Genomic DNA, 22,131 nt, shown 5'->3' on the forward strand with positions numbered 1-22,131 from the left:
CAACGAGACTAACGGGGGATAGCTGCAATGCGGCCGTGCCCTTGCGGGAGGCGTGACTGTGGAGCGGATAGTCGATATGGTCGAGCATCAAGTGATCGCTGCGGTTCGGTCGGAGGAAGAATTGGCGGAGGCTCTCGGCAGCCGGGTAAATGTTATTTTTCTGCTGATGGGCTCGATAGGCAATCTGCAGGAGCTGGTCACCAAAGTAAGAGACAGCGGCCGGCGTGTGTTTGTTCACCTCGATTTCATTGAAGGGATTGCCTCGGACCGGAGCGGGGTTCAGTATATAGCAAACCATATTCATCCGGACGGGATTCTCTCCACGCGCAATCATTTGATCGGGATGGCCAAGGAAAACGGGATGAAAGCCATTCAACGGCTTTTTCTGATTGACAGCACGGCGATTCGCAATGGGATGAAAGCGATTCGCTCATCGGGCGCGGATGCGGTGGAGATCATGCCCGGCCTGATGCCCAAGGTGATTCGCGAGCTGACCGAGATGACGGAATTGCCGATTATTGCCGGCGGACTGATTAGGGAAGAGGAAGAGGTCCACGAAGCTCTGAAGGCAGGGGCGCTGGCCGTTTCGGTAGGCGAACCGGATCTGTGGCAAATGAAGTTATAGACAACGGAAAAGCGCTAAGCTATAATGAAATTAACGATGCATAAAGCTATGGGCGGAGACGATAAGAGAACCCTTTGCTGAACTTGCACCTTTATTTAGGTGTACAGTTTGAGCCAAAGGGTTTTTTGTATTTTCTCCGCTCCGCAAATAATAGAGAACAAAGGGGGAAATACAGCGATGAGTCAAACATTTTCGGCATTGAAACGTTCGGAAATTCTGGAAGCGATGCAGGCGGAGAAGCAGGACGTGCTGATTATCGGCGGAGGGATTACCGGTGTGGGCACAGCTTGGGACGCCAGCCGGCGGGGCTTGAAAACAGCGCTGGTCGAAATGAACGATTTCGCATGGGGAACGAGCAGCCGTTCCACGAAGCTGGTTCACGGCGGGCTGCGGTATTTGAAGCAGGGTGAGGTTAAGCTGGTCATGGAGGTCGGCAGGGAACGGGCGCTTCTGCACCGCAATGCGCCGCATATCGTTATTCCCGCTCCGATGCTGCTCCCCGTTTATAAAGGAGGCACTTATGGTTACCTGGCCTCCTCCGTCGGGTTGTACGTCTATGATTTGCTGGCGGGAGTGAAGAGAAAAGAACGCCGCAAAATGTTCAACCGGGAGAAAACGATGGAGATCGAGCCTCTGTTCAAGACAGAAGGGCTGAAAGGCTCGGGATACTATTACGAATACCGGACGGACGACGCCCGGCTGACGATGGAAATTGCCAAATGCGCCAACCGGAACGGGGCGAAGCTGGTCAATTATGCGAAAGCGGAACAATTCCTGTATGACAACGGCAAAGTGGTGGGCGTCAGGGTAACCGATCAATTAACCGGAGAGAGCTACGATCTGTATGCGAAGAAAATCGTGAACGCAGCCGGGCCTTGGGTGGATAAGGTCAGAGAAAAGGACCATGCCATCGTCGGCAAGAGAATGCTGCTGACCAAAGGAGTGCACCTGGTCGTCGATTATTCGAAGCTTCCCATTCGGCAGGCGGCCTATTTCGATGTTCCCGACGGCCGGATGATCTTCGTCATTCCCCGGGACGGTAAGACATATATTGGAACGACGGACACGTTCTACAAGGATGCCATTGAAGAGCCGCGGACAACGGATGCCGACCGCGATTACTTGATCGATGCAGTGAATGCCGCGTTCCGAAACGTGAAGCTGAAGGCTTCGGACGTCGAGTCGATGTGGTCCGGTCTCCGCCCGCTTATCCACGAAGATGGGAAGAAGCCGTCCGAGGTATCCCGGAAGGACGAAATTTTTGTAGCCGAATCGGGTCTTATTACGATTGCCGGCGGTAAACTGACCGGCTTCCGCAAGATGGCGGAGAAGGTGGTCGATCTGGTCGCCAAGCAGCTTGGCGCAGAGGAAGGGACCAGCTACCCTCCATGCAGTACGGATCAGGAGGTCATCAGCGGCGGGGAAACCGGCGGCGTAAGCTACGAGGAATACAAGGAGCGGATTATCCGGGAAGGAGAGGGGCTCGGATTGGCGCGGGAAACGGCCGCTTATCTGTATTCCCGTTATGGCTCCAACACTCCTGTCATTTATAACAAAATCCGCGAGTGGGAGAAGGAAGCTGCGCTAGATGTGGAGCAGAAGGCGCTCATTGCCGAGGTGCATTACTGCATCGAGCATGAGATGGCCGCATCGGCTGTTGATTTTATCGTCCGGCGCACCGGATTGATGTTCTTTAACGTGAAACGCGCCCGGGAAATCAGCGAATCGGTGCTTCATATTATGGTCGATCGCCTGGCTTGGGACGAAGCGGAGACCGAACGGCAGAGAGAGCGGTTGAACAAAGCGTTCGAAACGGTACGGGCGGTTCCTGCCAAATCCTATCCTGGACAGTAAGAAGGACAGAGGCCCGGACGGGGCTGGCTGCAAGGTTTGCCAGCCCTTGACCGGCTTGAAGTATGTTAGAATGGATATATAGGAATTCATGATCTTTTTTTTCGAAAGCGGGAGGGGTACAATGCCGAAACAATATATTCTAGCGCTGGATCAGGGGACGACAAGCTGCAGGGCTATTCTCTTCGACCGTTCGGGGCAAGGGGTGGCCATGGCTCAGAAGGAGTTTACCCAGCATTTTCCGCAGACGGGTTGGATAGAGCATGATGCGGAAGAAATATGGCGGGTGCAGCTGGAGGTTATGCGGGATGCCGCTGCTCAGGTGAAGGCGGAAGATATTGCCGGTATCGGGATTACGAACCAACGGGAAACCACTGTTGTTTGGGATCGGGAAACCGGGAAGCCTTTACATCGGGCCATCGTCTGGCAGTGCCGGAGGACGGCCGATCTATGCGATCAGTTGAAAGCGGATGGATGGGAGGAGAAAATCCGCCAGAAGACGGGGCTTGTGACCGATCCGTATTTCTCGGGCACCAAGCTGCAATGGCTGCTGATGAATCATCCGCACATCCGGGAGAAGGCTGATTCCGGCCAAGCGTTGTTCGGGACGATCGATAGCTGGCTCATCTGGAATTTGACCGGGGGGAAGATTCACGTTACGGACATATCGAATGCATCCCGGACCATGCTGTTTAACATTCATGAACGGGATTGGGATGATGAAATCCTGCAGCGCCTGTCTATTCCTCGCAGCATGCTGCCTGAAGTGAAATCGTCCAGTGAGGTATATGGCTATACTTCTTTGCTGGGAGACGGGATCGACATTCCTATTGCGGGAGCGGCTGGCGATCAGCAAGCGGCGCTGTTCGGTCAGGCGTGTTATTCCGCAGGAATGGCTAAGAATACTTACGGAACCGGTTGCTTTATGCTCATGAATACCGGTCCGAAGCCTATTGCTTCCCGCAGAGGTCTGCTCACTACCGTGGCTTGGGAAATCGACGGGCAAATTGAATATGCGCTGGAAGGAAGCGTCTTCACGGCCGGGGCGGTCATTCAATGGCTGCGCGACGGTTTGGGGATCGTGGAACGGGCCTCCGACAGTGAGCAAGCGGCAATGTCCGTTCCGGATACGAACGGCGTTTACTTCGTACCGGCCTTCACCGGCCTGGGAACCCCTTACTGGAATCCTCACGCCAGGGGCATGATTACGGGATTAAGCCGGGGAACGGAGAGGGCGCATTTGATTCGTGCGGCGCTGGAAGCCATTGCCTATCAGTCGGCGGAAGTGCTGAGCGTCATGGAAGAGGAGTCCGGCATCAGCCTGCAGCAGCTTAAGGTGGATGGCGGTGCGGTGCAAAATAACTTCCTGATGCAATTCCAGGCGGACATTATCGGAACAGAGGTCTTGCGGCCCAAGGTGCAGGAAACCACCGCGTTGGGCGCCGCATTCCTGGCCGGCCTGGCCGTAGGCTTATGGAAGGATAAAGAGGAATTGAAATCAATTTGCGCCCAGGACGGACATTTCGTTCCCAAGATGGGGGAAGAAGAACGTCAGGACAAATTTGCCGGCTGGAAGAAGGCGGTTGCCTATCAAGTCGGCTGACGGCACGGCAATCATAAATTATATGGACGCCGTCCCCTTGTAAGAGCGCGATTAGGGGACGGCGACAGGAGCCCGGGACAGAGGCGGCAAGGGGCCTTTGTCCCGGGATTTTTCTTTGTCAACACTTCCGGCGGTATTACCATTTCTCAGAAACAAGCTTCGCTTGGGTGAACAAGAGCAGGTAATCGCGCCCGCCCGCTTTGGAGTCGGTACCGGACATATTGAATCCGCCGAACGGATGGACGCCGACGAGCGCGCCGGTGCATTTGCGGTTGAAGTATAGGTTGCCGCAGTGCATATGGCGCCGGGCGTATTCCAGATGCTCGCGGTTCCGGCTGAACACCGATCCGGTCAGGCCATACTCGGTATTGTTGAATATATCGACCGACTGCTTGAAATCATCCGCCTTGCAGACGGCAAGCACCGGGCCGAAAATCTCCTCCTGCATGATGCGGGCATTCGGCAGTACGTCCGCGATTACGGTCGGCTGCAAATAGTAGCCGTCGCCTTCCGCGATGTCTCCTCCGGCAACCAGGTGCCCTTCCCCCGCACCGATATCCATGTATTCCCGAATTTTGTTATAGGCGCTCTCATCGATAACCGGTCCGATCGGATGGTTTTCTTCCGGCAGGCCGACGGTTAATTGCTTCGTCTTCTCGACGATATGCCGGAGCACCTCTTCATACAGATCCTGATGGATGATGGCGCGGGAGCCGGCGGAGCACTTCTGCCCCTGGAAGCCGAAGGCGGATGCGACGATCGCGTCCGCAGCCTCCGCAGGATCGGCGCTGCTGTCCACGACAATGCCGTCCTTGCCGCCCATCTCGGCGATCAGCCGCTTGATCCAGATCTGGCCTGCCGCCGGGCGCGCAATCCGCTCGTTAATCCGCAATCCGACATCGCGAGAGCCCGTGAACGAGACGAAGCGGGTGCGCGGATGATCTACGAGCAGGTCGCCGATCTCTCCTCCGGAGCCGGGGACGAAATTCAGCACGCCGGCCGGCAGCCCGGCTTCTTCCATCAGCTCGACGAATTGGGCTGCAATGACCGGCGATGCCGAAGCCGGCTTGAGCACGACCGTATTGCCGGCGACGAGAGCGGCGCAGGTCATACCGGCCATGATGGCGAGCGGGAAATTCCATGGCGGTATGACGACGCCGACGCCGAGCGGGATGTAGGTCAGCCGATTGTCCTCGCCCGGAAGCGGAGTCAACGGCTGCGGCTGGGCGAGGCGGATCATCTCCCGGCCGTAGAACTCCAGGAAGTCGATCGCCTCGGCGACGTCGGCATCCGCTTCGGCCCAATTCTTCCCGACTTCATACACAAGCCAGGCGGAGAACTCGAACTTGCGCCGGCGGATGAGAGCGGCCGCCTTGAACAAATAGCCCGCCCGAACCTCCGGGGCGACATGCTGCCAATCCCGGAACGCGGCATCCGCAGCGGCAATCGCCTGGTTCGCCAGATGGGCATCGGCCTGGGCGACATAGCCGACGATCTGTTTGACTCGCCCGGGGTTGACGGATACGATGCTTCTGTCGGTCATGATCTTCCGGCCGTTGATACGAAGCGGATAGGTGCGCCCCAACCGGGCACGGACGCTCTCCAGCGCGGCAAGCATCGCCTGCCGATTATGTTCCTGCTTGAAATCGGTAAACGGTTCGTTGCGGTATTCCACCATCGTCATACCCAATCCCTCCAATATGATTATTATGAAATATGAATAATACCTACGATTTGAAGAGAGACTTCAGCACAAAACCTACGTTCGCCGGCCGTTCCGCCAAGCGGCGCATGAAATAGCCATACCAATCGTTCCCGAATGGAACGTATACCCGCATCTTATATCCTTCATTTGCGAGATCGTGCTGCGCCTGGGTGCGAATGCCGTAGAGCATCTGAAATTCAAATTGGCTTCGCGGGATTTGGCGCTCTTCGACGAAGTGCTTGACATGCTGAATGATGGCATCATCATGGGTGGCAATAGCGGCATAGTCACCATTGCCGAGATGCTGCTCGATGATCCGGATGAAATTGCGGTCAACGTCTGCCTTATTCGGGTAGGCGACGTCCGGCGATTCCTTGTAGGCGCCCTTCACGAGCCGCAGATTCGGCCGGAACCGGTGCAGCCTGTCGATGTCGTCCGCGCTCTTGTACAGGTAAGCCTGAATGACAAGACCGACCGTGTCGCCGTATTCCTCGCGCAGCTCGCAGAAAATATCGATGGAGGCCTCATTATGGGCGTAATCCTCCATATCGATGCGCACGAAGTTGCCGCAGGCGGCGGCGGTGTCCAGGATGGCCCGCATATTGCGCATGCACAGCTCCCGGGACAGATCCAGCCCGAGCTGGGTCATCTTGAGGGAGAGGTTCGAACGAACACCGCTCCTCTCAATTTCCTGCAGCGTTCGTATGCAGAATTGGGTCGATTCCAGCGCTTCTTCCTCTGTTAGAATGAATTCGCCCAAATGATCCAATGTGGCCTCAATCCCCGCTTCATTGAGTTCCCGAACCACTGCGATGGCATCCTCAATCTGCTCGCCGGCGACGAAGCGGCGGGCGCCGAATCGCAAGCCGTACTTCTTCGCGGCACGGTTGGCGAGGCGATTTTTAGACAGAAATAACAAACCATTCCTCAATAAGCTTTCCATCCGCGCATCTTCCCTTCTTACGGGTAAAAGTGTATAAAACTTAAACATATTTTATATTTATGATTAAATATAAACACAAAAAATTGGAAATGTAAACACTTTCCTGAGTCTGGAACGGAAAAAGGGCGAAGTCCCAAGGTTGCCCGGCTAGTGATTGTTTTCTCATTGCAATCTGGTGGCGGTTTTGCCATAATCTAAGAAAAATCGAATGCTTGGAGATGAACGATGAGCCGGTCAGAAGTGATGGAAGCCGTGCTGAGCGGCTTGCTTGGCGCAATGAATGACGCCGTAACCGTCATAGACAATGAGGGGACGGTATTATATTGGAATCGGGTTGCCGAAGAGACGTATGGAATCAATGGTAAAGATATTATCGGACGCAAGATAGGGGATTTCTTCCAGAGGGAATCGATCATGCTCTTTCAGGTTATGGAGAGCGGCCGTGCCGTGTATCAGGTCTATCACGAGCCGCGGCCGGGCATGCATGTCATGATCAACGCGGCCCCGATCGCGGATGCGGCGGGGAAGACGATCGGAGCCTTGTCCATCGAACGCGACGTATCCTCTTATGTGAAATTAAGCGCGGAAATGTATCATCATCCGGAAGGCCAACCGCTGCTGCCCGCGGTCTTTCCCGCCGGGCTGCTTCAGCGGGTGAAGACGGTATTTTCCCTGGGGCAGCCGCTGCTCCTTGGCGGAGAGGGGGGAGTGGGCCGCACATCGATGGCCGAATGGCTGCACCGAAGCGCCGGCCGCTCCGGCCGCTTCGTGATGGTGAGCTGCGGCACCGTTCCGGAAGGAATGCTGGAGGCGGAATTGTTCGGCTATCAGGGAGAAGAAGAGCGGCCCGGGAAGCTGGATCTGGCAGCGGAGGGCACCCTCTACCTGAAAGACATGGACGCACTGCCTCCGGCGATGCAGGAGAAGCTGGCGGCAATGCTGCGCACGTCCCGCTTCGAGCGTCTGGGCGGCACGGCATCCGTTCCGCTGCAGTGCAGAATATGCGGGTCCGTCGGTCCTCAAGCCGCCGGGGAAGAGGCGGGCCGCTTGCTGCCTTCTTTGCGGTACGCCTTCCAGCTCTACACGGTTCCGCCGCTGCGCGAGCGGAAGCAGGACCTGCCGGAGCTGTGCCGGCTTTTCCTGGATCAGGCGGCCTCCAAGGCAGGCATGACCGGGCCGGAGCTTGCGCCGGACGCACTGGCGGCGGTGTTGGCGTACGATTGGCCGGGCAACCTGTCGCAGTTGCGGAATGCGATGGAGTACGCCGTAGCGGCGGCAAGCGGATCCGGCACTGTGACGTCCGCTCAACTGCCGGAATATGCCCGCTTGAGGACTTTGAATGAGCTGACGGAGCCGGATCTCCCCCTCAGCGTCCATTCCGGCGAGTGGGAACGAGCCCGCATTGCCGAGACGCTCGAGCGGGCGAACGGAAACAAGGCCAAAGCCGCGCGCATGCTGCAAATCTCCCGGGGAGCCCTCTACTATAAGTTGAAGCAATACGGGTTGGAATAGGTGCAGATGGGTGCCGCCCACGGGAGTTTTCATAGAAGCCGACCAATCGCCATGCATCTTCACGAAGCGTGCCGGGAAAGGCTTATTTAAGAGAGCCCGACTTATGGATAAGCCTGGTTGCTGAGAATACTGTGCCATGAATCTCTCGGGGCGGCCTCAAGCAGGGTAATTCCGCGGCAAAAACCCGGATCGGATCGGGAGCCTTGCTTGTTATGCTTACTCTTCGTGGTCTTTTTACCTGAGATCTGCCTTGAAAATCCGTCTATTTTCATTTTCTGCTGGTGACGTGCAAACGGAATGGAGCGTCTAACTGGATTTTATGCAGGTAAATTGAAGCGGATCGAGAAAAGCGATGAAAGTAAATGGAAAAACTCCATTTAAAATCGATGATTTTGGGGATCCTCGCCCTAATTGCGGGAAATAACTGGAGTTTTTCCAGTTAGATTTCGTTTTTCCTCCAAAAAGGTACAAACTAACTGTATAAAATCCACTTAGTTGTCATTTTCTGCGAGTAGACTGATAGAAGTAGTTCAACCGCATGACACCGCAACACCCATGACACTGAATGAACCCATGAAACCCATGACACTGCGGCATCAGATTAAGAAAACAGATGGCTAATTTCAAGATAAGGGTCATTTCCGCCCGAGATAGCGACTTAGCTGAACGAGATTAGCAAGCTGGCCAAGAAATCCACTAGGGTTTCCCTCTGAAGAATCAATCTAGTATTAATTAAGAAAGGCTTGTAATAATTTCCTTCGATTCCATATAAAAAATGGGCCGGGGTCTGCTCTTGAAGGCAGGCGCCGGCTTGTTTATTGCCTGCCGGTAAGCCGCCGGGACCGCATAAAATACTGGAAGTTCCTATGAAAGGCCGTGAATAAAACATCGGTGTACGCTCCATAGTAGATAAACGAAGAAAAACGTTATTCTGAGAGGATGTGCAATGAGAAAAAGAGACTTGGTCCATAAACAGCCGATCATTCCAGAACGGGATTGGATAGGCATGCAGGGAGTAGAGGAACCCGAAGGGCTCGGTCCTGCTTTGGAGCCCCGACTGGCCTGGTTCCAAGGGATGCTGGAACGCTGCTTTGATGCGGTATTTCATCCCTTCACCGCGATGCCTGACGAACGTTCCTGCGTCTGTATCTATTTGCGCGGGATGGTGGATTTCGATTTATTCCAGCAATTCGTGCTGCAGCCGCTCACGTCGCCTCCCGGGGAGCATCCGCTGCATGTGCGAATCTTCGAGCATACCATTCTGCCCGCAGCCTCTTATTCCGCCATCCATCGGTTGAAGGAAGGTTTGAACGCAGTTCTGGACGGCAACATCCTTCTGCTGATAGATGGAGAAGAGAGAATGGTTTCTTTTCCATATGTTCTGATAGAAAAAAGAGCGATCGAGGAAGCCAAGAACGAGACCGTCATCCGGGGGCCGCGGGAAGGCTTTGTGGAGCATCTGGAGACGAATTTGACTCTGCTGCGGCGGCGCATCAAGAGTCCTTACTTAAAAATGGAGCGATACCAGATCGGCAGTTATACGCAAACGGATGTTGTCGTCACGTATCTGGAAGGAGTCTGTACGGAGAAGCTGGTGGACGAAGTGAAGCTGAGGCTGTCCCGGATCGTCATTGACGGAGTCCTCGATACGAGCTATGTGGAGGAATATCTGGAGGATAGCCCTTCATCGCCATTCCCCCAGCTTCAGTATACCGAAAGGCCGGATACGGCCGCCGCCGCTCTGCTGGAAGGACGGGTTGTCATTTTCGTAGACGGAACGCCGAATCCGCTGATTGCTCCCGTGACGATGTTCGCCATGCTGCAGTCCGCCGAAGATTATTATCAGCGGTTCTATGCCGCCAGTTGGATCCGGTGGATTCGTTACGGCTTGATGATCGCCTCACTTCTCCTTCCCTCCCTTTATATCGCTATTACCACCTTCCATCCGGAGACACTGCCTGCGAATTTATTAATCAGTGTGGCGGCTGCCAGGGATGTGGTTCCTTTTCCGGCGGTGGTGGAGGCCTTCCTGATGGAGCTGACCTTCGAAGGCTTGAGGGAGGCCGGGCTGCGGATTCCGAAGCCAATTGGGCAGGCGGTTTCCATTCTCGGAGGGCTGGTCATCGGACAGGCAGCGGTTCAGGCAGGCATTGTGGCCGCGCCGATGGTTATCATTGTGTCGCTCACGGGAGTAGCCTCCTTCGTCATTCCCCATTTCGATCTGGGGCTGACGCTTCGCTTCCTGCGGTTTCCGATCATGATTCTGGCCAGCGTCCTCGGCTTGTTCGGAATCGTCATCGGTTTGATCCTGATTTATCTTCATCTGATCACTTTGCGTTCTTTCGGTACTCCTTATTTATCCCCGATAGCTCCGATGAAGGGTCAGGATGCCGCTGACGTATTCGTCAGGGCTCCTTGGTGGCGGATGAGGAGAAGGCCTGAATATTACGCCGGGTCTCCCAATAAAGAACGACTGCAATATGTCAATCGAATGGAAAGGAAGGAGGAATAGATGAACCGCCTCTTGAGCAGAACGATTCGCCTGTCCTCGGTCCTGTCGGTTTGCATGCTGTTGACCACCGGCTGCTGGTCGCGTATTGAGATCAACGACAGAGCTTTCGTGACATCCATGTATGTTGATGATGCCGGGAATGGGCAGGTCCGGGTGTCGTTGGGCTTTCCGCTTCCCAACCGGCTGGTGCAGGGCCAGTCCGGCGGTGTGTCCAATGACGGCAACCCCTATACCCATATGACCAAAGAAGGGAAGACGATCGCCGAGGCCATCCGGAAGATTCAGAACGATCTTTCCCGCGAGATCAATTGGGGGAGCAACCGCATTATTGTAGTCAGCAGCCAATATGCAAAGCAAGGAATGCAGCCGCTGATGGAGTACCTTGGCCGTCTTCCTCACATCCAATTAAAAACATACTTATTCGTTGCCAAGGAAGAAGCGGAGAAGATCCCGCGGATGTCGGCCGTTTTCGAACGTTTTCCGAGCGAGGTGCTGAGGGAGTTTGCAAGAAGAAGGATGACTTTAAACGCACTCTTCGAGATCTGATGGGTGTCCAGCCTTATGGCGGCAGTTTAACTATGGGCTTGCTGTTGTCTCGTAAGGAAAACCTGGCCAGCGAAAAAAATAAAATAGGCGAATGGGTCGGAACGGAAGGGGCGGCTTTGATCAAGAACTATAAATGGGTCGGGCAGATGGGGGCGGAGCAAACCGAAGGGGCCCTATGGATAATGAACCGGATGAAGTCCACGATTGTCAAGGCGTCCTCCCCTTCCGACGAAAGACCCGTGACCTTCGACATAATCAAAAGCCGTTCCCGGATAAGGCCGGTCTGGGATAAGGACGATCTCGTTTTTAAAATGAAAATAACCCTGCAGGCTCAAGTTCTGGCTTCCGATTCCAATCTAAGAATCACCGATCCCGCCAATATCGCCAAGCTGCGAACCGCGCTCAAGGAAGAGGTGGAAAGGATAATCCGCAAGGCTTTCGATGAATCCCTCCGTCATAAAGCCGATTTTTATAAGCTGGGGGAGAGAGTCGAGCTCCGGTATCCCAAGCGCTTCGCGTCTATCAAAGAAAAATGGCAGCACTATTACGCCGAGCATGCCCGGCTGGAATTGGAAATTGACCCCTATATCAAGAGGGCGGGGGGAGAGCAGGATCCTTTAAGAGCGGAATACGGAGAGCAGGAAGGAGGAGGCTCATGATTATCACCGTGTTATTATTGGGGTTCGGAGGGGCGGCCTGGCTGGAATGGAAGGAATTACGGCAGAAGGAGGAAGGCCGGAGAACCTATTGGATCGTTTTCGGCATTCTAGGATTTGCTCTAATATACAGTGCTGCCGTCAGTTTCGATAAAACCTTACCAAGCCTTAGCTCTTATATGATTCCATGGCTGAAGCCGATTCAGGATTGGATATTAATGAAATGAGGATGAGCCGGTCGGGTATAAGCAGGGCAGGAACTGGATCAGCATTGGCATTTTACAGGCAGGAGGTAGAGGATGGAGAGGATCACTCAAAGCCAAATCGTGATGCTGTTCGTTATTTTTTTCTATTCTTCCATTGCGGGATTTATGATCCGGCCGCTGGCCAAAGCTTCGGGATACGGTTCCCTATGGGTCATGCTGGCCGGGGGCGCGCTCGGGCTGGGATGGATTTATTTGTCCGTTGCATTCGCGAAGAGAAGGCCGGATGGCTATTTGGCCGATTATGGCCGGGAAATTGTGGGCCGTTGGCTGCATGTGCCGTTAATGCTGGTCATTGTTTTTTTCGCGCTTCAACTGTCAGCTTTCGTTCTGAGGGAATACCAGGATTTTATGGTGCAAAATTATTTACCCGGCACTCCCGATTGGGTCGTTTCCGGCATGCTGGGGATTAGTGCGGCGTTTGCCGTCCGTTCCGGCATTGAGGTAATTTTCCGGTTTGCGCAGGGGATCTTCATTCTTGTTGTAGTCTCTATTGCCGTTACCACCGCCATGCTGGGGTACCAGGTGGACGGGCACCGGGCCATCGGTTTCTTCACCCGCTTTGACGTCAGGGAGATTTGGGAAGGGGCCTATATGGTTTGCGCATTATATGCTGAATGGGTGATGGTGGTCCTGTTTTTCCCGAAGCTCAAGGAGTCGGGGCGGACCTTCCGCAGCTTAACAGGGGCGGCGCTGCTGGGAACTCTCTTCGTTCTCATGCTGCAGGTTCCAACGCTGCTTCTGTTTGGCAGCGAGCTGACGACCAATCTCACGTACCCTTTGTTGGAGGCGGTGCGCTACATACGCTTCGGAGATTTTCTCGAAAATATTGACCCGATGCTGGTAGCGATATGGACGACTTGTATTTATATCAAGGTCTGTCTGTGCTTGTATGTTTCCGTGTTTGTACTCTCCCGGCTGCTCCGGCTCGACAGCGTGAGGCCTCTGGCGTTTGCCGCGAGTGCCCTGATGATCGGCTTATCGCAGCAGATGGCTCATGACTCTATTGAACTGAACGACTATTTGCAAAATGCGGCGATGACGTTCGGGCTGGCCGCCATGGGCGTGCCGCTGTTCTACTACGCCATCGACTCGCTGAAGAGCAGATGGCTGGCCGAAAAGCGCCATTAGGGGAACAGGCCCCTAATGAGCAGACTTCGCGTACTTCCTTCCGACGCTGTGCAGAATCCAACCGCAAACGATCAGGCTAAGTCCTCCCATCGATTCCAGTACGAACGGGGAGAAGCCCAGGTAGAATTTTCCGATGACTGCCGTCAGTGCGAAGAGCCACAGTCCTAAATAAACAAGCGACCGGCTGAATAATACGCCGAGCAGCACATAGAAGAAGGATAGAAAAAGTGCCCGGACCAAATGAACGAATACCCCGTTGACTGCTTCCAAGTAAAGCAGAAGCAATAGGGAAGCGAACAGGACAAATACGGGAAGCGCCATTTTGAAGGCGAGCTTCGTATCGCGGGTGCGATCGCCATCGGTCTTGTAAGAGAACAGCAGAATGACGCTGATGATCGCGGCTACGGCGGCGGAAGCCGGCTGAACCCAGAACGGCAGATTCCAGGAGTCCCGCAGCCAGAGGAGTGCGCTGAACAACCACTGCGCTCCCCATATATAGAATAATGGAATTAACGGAACGGAAACTTTAATACAGGTACGCAGTATCCGGTTCCAATCGTTATCGTGCTGTAACATAAGCCATTCCCTCACTTTTCTGGTAGACTCCTGCAGACTAAGTCCAAGCGTTAGCTTACTACAGCAGCCGTTTACAAGTCAATTCCTCCAGGGGGACTTTCCCTAGTAATCGCCCGCTTCCCTTGGAGGATCATGTGAAAAACCTGCGGGCGCGGTATGGTCTGGAAGGGCCTTTTGGTAACTTTAACGGACTTCAGGGTGGTCTGGAAGGGCCTTTCAGTAATTTTAACGGACTTCAAATGGTTGTCGAATAACGTGTCCAAGCGCGGTTTGACAATAACGGATCCTGGGGACCTTAAATAGCCCAGAATGGCCTTTTGGTAACTTTAACGGACCCAGATGACCTTATTTTCAAGAAATACTCGCGAAAGTAGAAGAATTCTGTGCAATAAGCGCGCCTATTTCCGTTAGTCTAAAAAAACGGCCTAAATTGACGAAATAGGGTCTCTCATGTCCGTTACCGTTTCATCGATGCTTAACCATCCGCTGGGACAACCTCTAGAACCGGGTTGTTCATCTCCGAAAAAACCTCGTTAAGAGCTTTTTTTACCACATAAGAATTTTACAGCGTTAAGGCGGTGTAAAAAAAGATTCTTATTGGCATAAAAAGCTACCTCTAGAACCGGGTTGTTCATCTCCGAAAAAACCTCGTTAAGAGTTTTTTTTACCCCCACCATTGCGGTGCTTCTTGGCATAGTCCCGGGGGGAGATGCCTTCAATTTTCTTGAAAATTCGGCTAAAATAAAACTCGTCCGAATAACCGACGCTGTTCGCTATCGATTTCAGCCGGTAATCCGACAGGACCAGCAATTCCTTGGCGCGGTCCACCCGAATATGGGTCAAGTAGTCAATGGGGCTGTAACCCGTATATTTCTTAAACAGCCGGGAGTAATGGCTGACGCTGAGGCCGGCCATCTGGGCAAGCTGCTCCAGCGAGAACGGTTCCTGGTAATGCCGGCTCATGTAATCCTGCGTTTTGTCAATCGCAGCCGTCGTGTTGCCCGTGATTTTCTGGGAGCGAAAATCCAGTATAATGTTAAGCATAAGCTCCTGCAGCATGATTTTGCGGCGCATCGCGGTAATCGGGCCCCTTCTTTTCCAGAGCACGACAAGCTGCTCCAGCAGATAGATCATCTGCGGGGGATTGTTCAACGTATACATGCCCTGCAGGGGAAAAGGACGGTCCTGCTCCGTATTGAAGCTCCAGACATCCTTATCCTGGAAGCATTCGGCGTAATGATAGCGGATAAAGTAATATTCCAACGGATCGAGCGGGTCTGTCCTGCGCTCAACGGTCATATCGGGGTTGAAGAAGAACAGCTTCCCCGGCTCGGCCGGATAGTGAGTGCCGTTAATAGTGAAGACCCCTTTGCCTTTAACGATAAGCCACATGGAAGGGTGACGGATTCGCCCGGGTTTATGGTGCCAATCCGCATCCGTTTTGTTATGTCCAATCAATTGCGGTGAGAATACGAGCTTGTTTAAAGCTGAGGCCAATTCGCCCGGTGTCAGCATGTCTAGCACATCCCATCGTCTTAATTTGCAGGCATTTCGTAGAGAGCCGCATTTGCAGATGGTGTGGAACGGATTACAACTGCTCCGACAGAAGTAAGTTCTCGCCGGGTATCTACGGAATTCGAACATTAGAAATAATCTACTACTATTATACCGGGTTTTGGCGGAAAGAGGAGACGTAATGCACGATAATACAATGCAAGAGTTAGAGACCAGACGTTATTTTGCCGCCGGTCTGCTGGAATGGTACGACCGGAATAAGCGCGATTTGCCCTGGAGAAGAACGTCGGACCCTTATCATATTTGGGTATCCGAGGTTATGCTGCAGCAGACCCGGGTGGATACGGTCATTCCGTATTATTTCCGGTTTCTGGAGAAGTTCCCGGATGTAGAGGCTCTGGCCCACGCACCGGAGGAGGAAGTGCTGAAGGCCTGGGAAGGCCTCGGCTATTATTCGCGGGCGAGAAATTTGCAGTCCGCCGTAAGAGAGGTGCATGAGCGCTACGGAGGGACGGTTCCCGACCGGAAGGAGGACTTCTCCTCGCTGAAGGGAGTAGGGCCGTATACGGCGGGGGCGGTGCTCAGCATCGCCTATAATGTGCCGGAGCCGGCGGTGGATGGCAATGTCATGAGGGTGCTGTCCCGCTTCTTCCACATCGAGGACGACATTGCCAAAGGGCCTACGCGCGTGAAGATGGAGAAGCTGGCCCGGGAGCTGATCCCGGAAGGGGAGGCCGGCAGCTTCAATCAAGCGCTGATGGAGCTGGGCGCGACCGTATGCACGCCGCGGTCCCCTCACTGCCTCACCTGCCCGGTTATGGAACGGTGCAGGGGCAGGCTGGAGGGGAAAGCGGAGGAGCTGCCGGTCAAGACGAAGGCGAAGCCGCCGCGCATCGAGGCGAGGGCCGTTGCCCTGATCGAAGGCAGCGGCCCTCACGCCGGCAAGCTGCTCATCCGCCGCCGGCCCCGCCAGGGCCTGCTCGCCAATATGTGGGAGCTTCCCCACATAGAGATCGAGCGGCCTGCAGGAAAGGCGGCGGCAGCGCAGCAGGGGGCGGAGATGGAGGCGCTCGGCGCCGGGCTGGCGGAGACGGACGGGGTCACGGTGCTCCCGGAACGGTGGCTGATGGATGCGGAGCATATCTTCAGCCATATCCGTTGGGAGCTGGCCGTGTACCGGTGCCGTCTCGATCCCCGGTTCGAGGCTGCCGGGCTGCCGCCCCATTATCGCTGGCTCGATGCCGGCGAGATGGAGCGCTACGCCTTCCCGAATGTGTTCCTGCGCATTCTGGCTGAAGTCGGAATAGAACAAGCTTAAGCTGTGTGCTTGATGCTCTAGCGTATCTACTGACATTACGTCGCGTCCCAAAAGCGTATTAAAGACAAAAATCATTGTCAGTCCTTTGCAGATCAAATAGATTTCCGGGACTGTTGAAACAGCGGATTGTGAGGCGAAATAGTGTTAAAAGTCAGGCTTTTTGAAAAAAAGTATCTATCTCGCCCGTATCCGCCCCATAGTAAAAAAGATACAAATACGCGATGATCTGATGTGAAAGAGAACGGTTTGTACGTAAAATCGAACAATTAGACATGGGTGCGCCGTGAAGTCCAGCTTTTGTATGAATAATCGTACAGAAGGGCACACAGTTTCGATCCTCTATTGAACTGCTTCGTCAGAAGTTTTTCTCCGTAAGAGGTGTTTGTTGCTCCACCCATAGCTCCCGATAAATACCCGGACGCGACCTTAGCTCCTCGGGGCTACCCCTGTCGACGAGACGGCCTTCATGCAGCACCAGGACTTCGTCGGATTGCTGAGTAACATCTAGGCGATGGGTAATAAAGAGAAGCGTTACCCCCTTCAGCTCATTAATCATCTGCTTCAGTAGTCTTCGTTCTGCCCCTTGATCTAGAGCAGAAGTAGCCTCATCGAAGATAAGAATGGCCGGTTTGCGCAGCAGTGCACGCGCAATACTAATTCTCTGTCGTTCTCCGCCGGATATTTGCAGCGCCGAGATGTCCGTTAACCAAATCCGTTATGGAATGTGTGTCGTCCAGAATACGTGTAAGCAAATCGCCTGTCCTGTTATTATGCAGCCAGCCGAGGGGGCGGTGCTGAATCCCGTTATACAAATCCGCCCTTCCCCGGCCGGCCAGCCGAATCATGAATCGTCCCCACACATCCTCCAGTATAATCATCATGCTCCCTATAATCGGTGCGGCTACCATGCATATTGTGACGGTGATGAGCAGATTCCAATTCTGCTCTGGAAACACGGTTTCCAGTATGTATTTGGACAGGAAGGGGGGTACCATGTATAGCAGGCTGCCAATTACATTTTTCATTAAAATCAGAAATAAGTTTGGCCAGTGGGGCAAAAGATTCTTCTTGGCATAAGCTGAAACGGCCGGCCATCTATCGGGTGAGGGCTGGGATTCGTTCATCCGAAACGCCTCCTCTCGGTGGAGCATCCGCAGCCTGCAGATGTTGTTCTTGTCGCCACATTCTGGCATACGGCCCCTGTTGACGCAGGAGCTGTTCATGGGTACCTACCTCTACCAGTTCTCCCTTGTCCAGCACGAGAATCCGATCAGCTAAGGCGGCTCCTCTCAAGCGATGGGTGATATTAATCCGGGTTAGGCTGCCTGCACAGGCTTCCAAAGCTTGATACACGGTGGATTCACTAGTTTGATCCAGAGCGGAGGTCGCCTCATCGAGCAGCAGTATGTCGGGTTCCTTCACCATCGTGCGTACCAGATTGATAAGCTGTCGTTGTCCGCCGGAAAGGCGATTGCCGTTGAAATCGATCTCGGAATCGTAGCCGGAAGGCAGTTTGGACACGATATCCTCCGCTCCGAATGCTTTCATCCACTTATCCAACGTCCCCCGATCGGCATCCCCGAGATAGGTTAAGTTGCGGAATAAGCTATCCCGGAACCATATGCCTTCCTGCATGATATATCCGATGCGGCTTCGGAGATGGGTCGCGTCCAGCTCGCGAATGGAGATACCGCCAATCCTAATTTCGCCTGCCGATGGTTCTCGCAGCCGTAGCAGCAGCTGGAGCAGCGTGCTTTTGCCGGCTCCGCTCGGTCCGACAATTGCGACATGCTCGCCGGGCAGGATCGTGAAGCTGAGATTGCGCAGCAAATCGCCTCGCGGCCCTGCAACATGGACATCATGAAATGAAATGGGCTGCTGCCGATAATCCGGTAGCTGGCGTAAACCGGGTTGCTTGCCTGACTCGACGGGCAGACGCAAATACTCTATTATTCCGTGAATCCGCACCTTAATATCGGCAAAACTGACATACAGTCCGAAAAACGAGCGTGCTGGAGCATTGATTGCCGGAATATAAGCGAGAATAGTTACTAACTGCCCCACGGAAGCTTCTCCCTTAAACATCTGCCATCCCGCAAACAAAAAAACCAATGCCGGAGCCAACGAATCAGGGATGCGGGGAAAGGTTCTGTAAAGGCTGTCCACAATATTCTCCTGAAACTTGAGGTCTGCCCATTTGCCCTGATCCGTTGCGAAATCCTCATATTCCCTTCGTTCGGTTCCATATAATTTGATTTGCTTGACCGTATCCAGTCTTTCCAGCAGGCTCTGGCGGAGCTTTGCGTCTTGGGCGACCAGTTTTTGTCTGGCGTTGCCCCTTTTGCGGCCGTAGATATGGACTGGAATAAACAGAATGAAGTATGATGCCAGAAGGACAATCGCAAGGGTCCAATTCCATTGGGCGATGACGGCTATCGCGGCACAGGCCAGCAAAAGCTCTTGTGCAAAGCCGGGAAGAGTAGCCAACCCAAACTGCTGGATCACCCTGGTATCCTGGGTACATCGCTGAAGGAGTTCACCCCTAGAGGTTTTCGTGGAGAAATCGGCAGAAGTGTGAAGTACGGAAGCCAATGTTTCTTCCGTTAACTCATAGGAAAGCCGGGTCATCGTCTTGGCGGATATATAGGCCCGAAGGGCGACGCATAGCTCCGCCAGCAGTAAGGCTCCCAATAACAGAAGGGAGATTCTGACCATTCCCTCGGCGCCGCGCAGCATGACCCCGTCCATTAGTCGACCAATGAGGAGAGGAGCGGCTGTCCCGCATACTACAGCGATTGCGGTAAGTAGGGAGATAAACAGGATTGCCCCCTTGGAACGAGTCAATTGTTTAACGAAAAAAATAAACCAATCCGGAAACTTCAGCAATTGAACGATCACTCCGTTCCATATAAATGGAAATTATGAATAGGGTAGCAATTGCGCGTTTAAAGTGTCAAACGGAGAAAAACAAATGTTCGTCTTTTGCCAATGTTCGAAGTGTCATGGGTTGTCCACATTTTCAGAAAACAGATACTCGCGAAATCTCCATTTTTCTCTTGTTTGCATAAAATTTGTTTTACAAATAGCTGTCGTCCTAAAATCACGCGATCAATACTATTCCTTACCGACTTAAAAACCATCCAATAGAAATAGGTTCCAGAAATGATGAGACTGAAAGGACGACGTTTAAAGGGCACGGCTCTTGATCTTCCGGTAAAACCATAAATAAAAGCAGGCTCGGCATAATGCCGGGCCTGCTTGCAATTTTAATTCAATAAATCTTGGTTCCTTACTTCTTGGCAGCTTCGAAGCGCTTGCCTACTTCGTCCCAATTGACAACGTTCCAGAATGCAGCGATGTAATCCGGACGTTTGTTTTGATATTTCAAATAATAAGCGTGCTCCCATACGTCCAGTCCGAGGATTGGAGTTTTACCTTCCATCAGCGGGCTGTCCTGGTTCGGAGTGCTGCTTACTTCAAGCTTGCCGTCCTTGTCGACGGACAGCCAAGCCCAACCGCTGCCGAAACGGGTTGCAGCAGCTTTAGCGAAATCTTCCTTGAACTTGTCGAAGCCGCCGAGTTCATTGTTGATGGCATCGGCCAGAGCGCCGGTAGGCTGTCCTCCGCCGTTAGGGCCGATCGTTACCCAGAACAAGGAGTGGTTAGCATGTCCTCCTCCGTTATTGCGGACCGCTGTGCGGATTGATTCCGGCACGCTGTTCAAATCGGAAATTAATTCTTCCACACTTTTGTTTTGTAATTCAGGAGCGCTTTCCAATGCCGCATTCAAATTCGTCACGTAGGTATTGTGGTGGCGGTCATGGTGAATCATCATGGTTTGCTCGTCGATATGGGGTTCCAGAGCATTGTTAGGGTAAGGTAGTGCTGGTAATTGATGTGCCATGATATAACCTCCTAATATTATGTAATTCGTTTCTTTATTTATTATCCAATATTTAAGATAATAAATCAACATTTATGTATCTAAAGTAGAAGCGGTTTTAATCAGCCCTGGAACTATCATACAGATATAATAGGTGAAAAATGCAAAATGAAAAAAAATCGGGCATTGCCTGAAGAAGCATTTTTGTGTACTATATTTTATTATTTGACTGAATAAACAGAGGCTACATATCCTATTACATAAATACTTTACAATGGTTCATACTGCGAATCGGCTTTAATTAGGTTGAACAAAATTACCTTTTTTTATTCTTAAAAAAGATGAATGGTCGTACAAATAAAATAAACGATATCAAATCGATGAAAGCGCTTGAAATAAAGCGTTTTCAAGAGAAATCTGAAATTTTTATTAATTTTTTTTAACAATTTGAAGGATTTTGACGATTTTTGTAGTAAAATAATATAACAAGCTCTTAGTTTAGTCCCGATGTTATAGAATCACTTAATCCAATGCTGCGGGGGAGACAGACATGATCGTACGTTCCTTTCATTTATCTGATTTTTATCCGGTAACCCAACTTTTGCAGGAAGTCTTGTCCGAGGAATGCTGTAAAGAGACCAAGAAGGCATTCAGCCGACAGTTGTCATTGGACAGTCAATTGGTGCTGGTCGCCGCCATTGAAGAAGAAATCATTGGACTGATTATTGGGACGATTGATGATAATAAAGGCTATTATTACCGGATCGCCGTTCATCCCGATCATCGGGGTAAAGGGGTTGGAAAGGCATTGATCAATTCGCTGAAGCAGAGATTCATCCATCGCAAGGTCAGCCAAATTGTCGTTACCGTCGATGCCCACAACGAACCTGTCCTTCCTTTGTACAGATCTTTAGGGTACAGTGCGAGCGATTTTCTCAAGCCTCTGAAGCCCCTACGTATCGTTAACGGTTAAAGACATACACGAATCAGCAGACAAATGGACGATTAAGCATATCACTGATAGCCTTTAATGGCAGGATGATATGCTTTCTTTATTTTGCCGTATAGAATAGCTTCGGATTCCTATGAACGACATCGAATTCTATTTCGCGATAAAATGTGTATTAAATGATGTCATGCTTCCTCGAATGCTTCGATAAATTTTTTGCTTAAAAGCGGTTTGCAGGTATGGAAGACCTTGCTGCAGCGTCATAATGATGGAAGCGGCCGAGGGTGGTTATACCTGTTGGATCATGCTATATTCAAAACAGGGATTAATAAGAAGCGATGCTTATTTCCGGATGCCGGATAACTCTTGCAGCGAATGCCGGAGCTATAAAAGAGGGAAATTTATCGCTTCCTGAATAATAAGGTGTATGAAGTTATAATATTGCGGCAAACGGAGGTTTCGTCCATACAGCGCAGGGAGAAAGCGGTTTACAGGATTAACGCTTGCAAACCTGCCGTCCAAGGCTTACTCATCAAGAAATAA

The 22,131-nt window shown here is 52.5% G+C and carries 19 protein-coding genes; 11 read left to right on the forward strand and 8 right to left on the reverse strand.

The window, feature by feature from the left end; genetic code table 11:
- Window positions 1–58: 58 nt before the first annotated feature.
- From FS806_RS08430 to glpK, 3 genes are all read left to right on the forward strand, one after another.
- Window positions 59–625, forward strand: a complete 567-nt coding sequence (locus FS806_RS08430) for a glycerol-3-phosphate responsive antiterminator (RefSeq protein ID WP_186328271.1) — start codon at window positions 59–61, stop codon at window positions 623–625.
- Window positions 626–802: 177 nt separating this feature from the next.
- Window positions 803–2,479, forward strand: coding sequence for a glycerol-3-phosphate dehydrogenase/oxidase (locus FS806_RS08435; RefSeq protein WP_144934445.1), 1,677 nt, complete (start codon window positions 803–805; stop codon window positions 2,477–2,479).
- 121 nt (window positions 2,480–2,600) lie between these two features.
- Window positions 2,601–4,079, forward strand: coding sequence for a glycerol kinase GlpK (gene glpK / locus FS806_RS08440; RefSeq protein WP_144934447.1), 1,479 nt, complete (start codon window positions 2,601–2,603; stop codon window positions 4,077–4,079).
- 136 nt (window positions 4,080–4,215) lie between these two features.
- Here the strand turns inward: glpK and pruA are convergent, their stop codons facing one another.
- Together pruA and FS806_RS08450 are read right to left on the reverse strand one after the other, a co-directional pair.
- Complete coding sequence (gene pruA, locus FS806_RS08445) at window positions 4,216–5,763, reverse strand: L-glutamate gamma-semialdehyde dehydrogenase (protein ID WP_144934449.1); 1,548 nt, start codon at window positions 5,761–5,763, stop codon at window positions 4,216–4,218.
- Window positions 5,764–5,806: 43 nt separating this feature from the next.
- Entirely contained in the window at window positions 5,807–6,727 is a 921-nt protein-coding gene (locus FS806_RS08450; RefSeq protein WP_144934451.1) for a proline dehydrogenase family protein, read from the reverse strand.
- 225 nt (window positions 6,728–6,952) lie between these two features.
- Between FS806_RS08450 and FS806_RS08455 the strand changes: the two genes are divergently transcribed.
- From FS806_RS08455 to FS806_RS08480, 6 genes are all read left to right on the forward strand, one after another.
- The gene (locus tag FS806_RS08455; RefSeq protein ID WP_225312511.1) at window positions 6,953–8,239 is read left to right on the forward strand and encodes a sigma 54-interacting transcriptional regulator; all 1,287 of its coding nucleotides are present in this window, start codon (window positions 6,953–6,955) and stop codon (window positions 8,237–8,239) included.
- A gap of 946 nt (window positions 8,240–9,185) precedes the next feature.
- The gene (locus FS806_RS08460; RefSeq protein ID WP_144934453.1) at window positions 9,186–10,751 is read left to right on the forward strand and encodes a spore germination protein; all 1,566 of its coding nucleotides are present in this window, start codon (window positions 9,186–9,188) and stop codon (window positions 10,749–10,751) included.
- Complete coding sequence (locus FS806_RS08465; RefSeq protein ID WP_144934455.1) at window positions 10,752–11,297, forward strand: Ger(x)C family spore germination protein; 546 nt, start codon at window positions 10,752–10,754, stop codon at window positions 11,295–11,297.
- Window positions 11,297–11,956, forward strand: coding sequence for a Ger(x)C family spore germination C-terminal domain-containing protein (locus tag FS806_RS08470; protein WP_144934457.1), 660 nt, complete (start codon window positions 11,297–11,299; stop codon window positions 11,954–11,956). Before FS806_RS08465 ends, FS806_RS08470 begins: the two co-directional genes overlap by 1 nt.
- Window positions 11,953–12,180: a hypothetical protein gene (locus FS806_RS08475; RefSeq protein ID WP_144934459.1), complete on the forward strand. Its 228-nt coding sequence runs from the start codon at window positions 11,953–11,955 to the stop codon at window positions 12,178–12,180. The genes FS806_RS08470 and FS806_RS08475 overlap by 4 nt, the downstream gene beginning before the upstream one ends.
- Before the next feature lie 72 nt (window positions 12,181–12,252).
- On the forward strand, window positions 12,253–13,347 hold the full coding sequence (locus FS806_RS08480) for a GerAB/ArcD/ProY family transporter (RefSeq protein WP_144934461.1): 1,095 nt from the start codon (window positions 12,253–12,255) through the stop codon (window positions 13,345–13,347).
- A 12-nt stretch (window positions 13,348–13,359) separates the two neighbouring features.
- On the opposite strand, the gene FS806_RS08485 is transcribed toward FS806_RS08480, so the two are convergent.
- Both FS806_RS08485 and FS806_RS08490 read right to left on the reverse strand, forming a co-directional pair.
- Window positions 13,360–13,923 carry a hypothetical protein gene (locus FS806_RS08485; RefSeq protein ID WP_144934463.1) on the reverse strand — a complete coding sequence of 188 codons (564 nt, stop codon included), beginning with the start codon at window positions 13,921–13,923 and terminating at the stop codon, window positions 13,360–13,362.
- Window positions 13,924–14,574: 651 nt separating this feature from the next.
- The gene (locus FS806_RS08490; RefSeq protein ID WP_144934465.1) at window positions 14,575–15,438 is read right to left on the reverse strand and encodes an AraC family transcriptional regulator; all 864 of its coding nucleotides are present in this window, start codon (window positions 15,436–15,438) and stop codon (window positions 14,575–14,577) included.
- Between the two features lie 181 nt (window positions 15,439–15,619).
- Here FS806_RS08490 and mutY point away from each other — a divergent pair, with 181 nt between their 5' ends.
- On the forward strand, window positions 15,620–16,756 hold the full coding sequence (gene mutY, locus FS806_RS08495) for an A/G-specific adenine glycosylase (RefSeq protein WP_370451719.1): 1,137 nt from the start codon (window positions 15,620–15,622) through the stop codon (window positions 16,754–16,756).
- Window positions 16,757–17,111: 355 nt separating this feature from the next.
- On the opposite strand, the gene FS806_RS27070 is transcribed toward mutY, so the two are convergent.
- From FS806_RS27070 to FS806_RS08515, 4 genes are all read right to left on the reverse strand, one after another.
- Window positions 17,112–17,468 (reverse strand): ATP-binding cassette domain-containing protein, encoded by a 357-nt coding sequence (locus FS806_RS27070; protein ID WP_144934545.1) that lies wholly within the window; start codon window positions 17,466–17,468, stop codon window positions 17,112–17,114.
- The gene (locus tag FS806_RS08505) at window positions 17,410–17,949 is read right to left on the reverse strand and encodes an ABC transporter transmembrane domain-containing protein (protein WP_313960571.1); all 540 of its coding nucleotides are present in this window, start codon (window positions 17,947–17,949) and stop codon (window positions 17,410–17,412) included. The genes FS806_RS27070 and FS806_RS08505 overlap by 59 nt, the downstream gene beginning before the upstream one ends.
- Window positions 17,852–19,654: an ABC transporter ATP-binding protein gene (locus FS806_RS08510; RefSeq protein ID WP_222126618.1), complete on the reverse strand. Its 1,803-nt coding sequence runs from the start codon at window positions 19,652–19,654 to the stop codon at window positions 17,852–17,854. Before FS806_RS08510 ends, FS806_RS08505 begins: the two co-directional genes overlap by 98 nt.
- Window positions 19,655–20,045: 391 nt before the next feature.
- A complete protein-coding gene (locus tag FS806_RS08515; protein ID WP_144934473.1) occupies window positions 20,046–20,660 on the reverse strand; it encodes a superoxide dismutase in 615 nt (204 codons plus the stop codon).
- Between the two features lie 529 nt (window positions 20,661–21,189).
- Here FS806_RS08515 and FS806_RS08520 point away from each other — a divergent pair.
- Window positions 21,190–21,612 (forward strand): GNAT family N-acetyltransferase, encoded by a 423-nt coding sequence (locus FS806_RS08520; protein ID WP_144934476.1) that lies wholly within the window; start codon window positions 21,190–21,192, stop codon window positions 21,610–21,612.
- Window positions 21,613–22,131 lie beyond the last annotated feature (519 nt).

It is taken from the genome of Paenibacillus sp. 32O-W, from assembly GCF_007679495.1.
Taxonomy (GTDB): domain Bacteria; phylum Bacillota; class Bacilli; order Paenibacillales; family NBRC-103111; genus Paenibacillus_L; species Paenibacillus_L residui.

Excerpts from the sequence above, each read along its gene's own strand:
- FS806_RS08435 (WP_144934445.1), top strand. The coding sequence starts at position 803 with ATGAGTCAAACATTTTCGGCATTGAAACGTTCGGAAATTCTGGAAGCG.
- FS806_RS08460 (WP_144934453.1), top strand. The coding sequence starts at position 9,186 with ATGAGAAAAAGAGACTTGGTCCATAAACAGCCGATCATTCCAGAACGG.
- FS806_RS08515 (WP_144934473.1), bottom strand. The coding sequence starts at position 20,660 with ATGGCACATCAATTACCAGCACTACCTTACCCTAACAATGCTCTGGAA.
- FS806_RS08480 (WP_144934461.1), top strand. The coding sequence starts at position 12,253 with ATGGAGAGGATCACTCAAAGCCAAATCGTGATGCTGTTCGTTATTTTT.
- FS806_RS08450 (WP_144934451.1), bottom strand. The coding sequence starts at position 6,727 with ATGGAAAGCTTATTGAGGAATGGTTTGTTATTTCTGTCTAAAAATCGC.
- FS806_RS08455 (WP_225312511.1), top strand. The coding sequence starts at position 6,953 with ATGAGCCGGTCAGAAGTGATGGAAGCCGTGCTGAGCGGCTTGCTTGGC.
- FS806_RS08520 (WP_144934476.1), top strand. The coding sequence starts at position 21,190 with ATGATCGTACGTTCCTTTCATTTATCTGATTTTTATCCGGTAACCCAA.
- glpK (WP_144934447.1), top strand. The coding sequence starts at position 2,601 with ATGCCGAAACAATATATTCTAGCGCTGGATCAGGGGACGACAAGCTGC.
- FS806_RS08490 (WP_144934465.1), bottom strand. The coding sequence starts at position 15,438 with ATGCTGACACCGGGCGAATTGGCCTCAGCTTTAAACAAGCTCGTATTC.
- FS806_RS08505 (WP_313960571.1), bottom strand. The coding sequence starts at position 17,949 with ATGCCAGAATGTGGCGACAAGAACAACATCTGCAGGCTGCGGATGCTC.
- FS806_RS08470 (WP_144934457.1), top strand. The coding sequence starts at position 11,297 with ATGGGTGTCCAGCCTTATGGCGGCAGTTTAACTATGGGCTTGCTGTTG.
- FS806_RS08475 (WP_144934459.1), top strand. The coding sequence starts at position 11,953 with ATGATTATCACCGTGTTATTATTGGGGTTCGGAGGGGCGGCCTGGCTG.
- mutY (WP_370451719.1), top strand. The coding sequence starts at position 15,620 with ATGCACGATAATACAATGCAAGAGTTAGAGACCAGACGTTATTTTGCC.
- FS806_RS08485 (WP_144934463.1), bottom strand. The coding sequence starts at position 13,923 with ATGTTACAGCACGATAACGATTGGAACCGGATACTGCGTACCTGTATT.
- FS806_RS08465 (WP_144934455.1), top strand. The coding sequence starts at position 10,752 with ATGAACCGCCTCTTGAGCAGAACGATTCGCCTGTCCTCGGTCCTGTCG.
- pruA (WP_144934449.1), bottom strand. The coding sequence starts at position 5,763 with ATGACGATGGTGGAATACCGCAACGAACCGTTTACCGATTTCAAGCAG.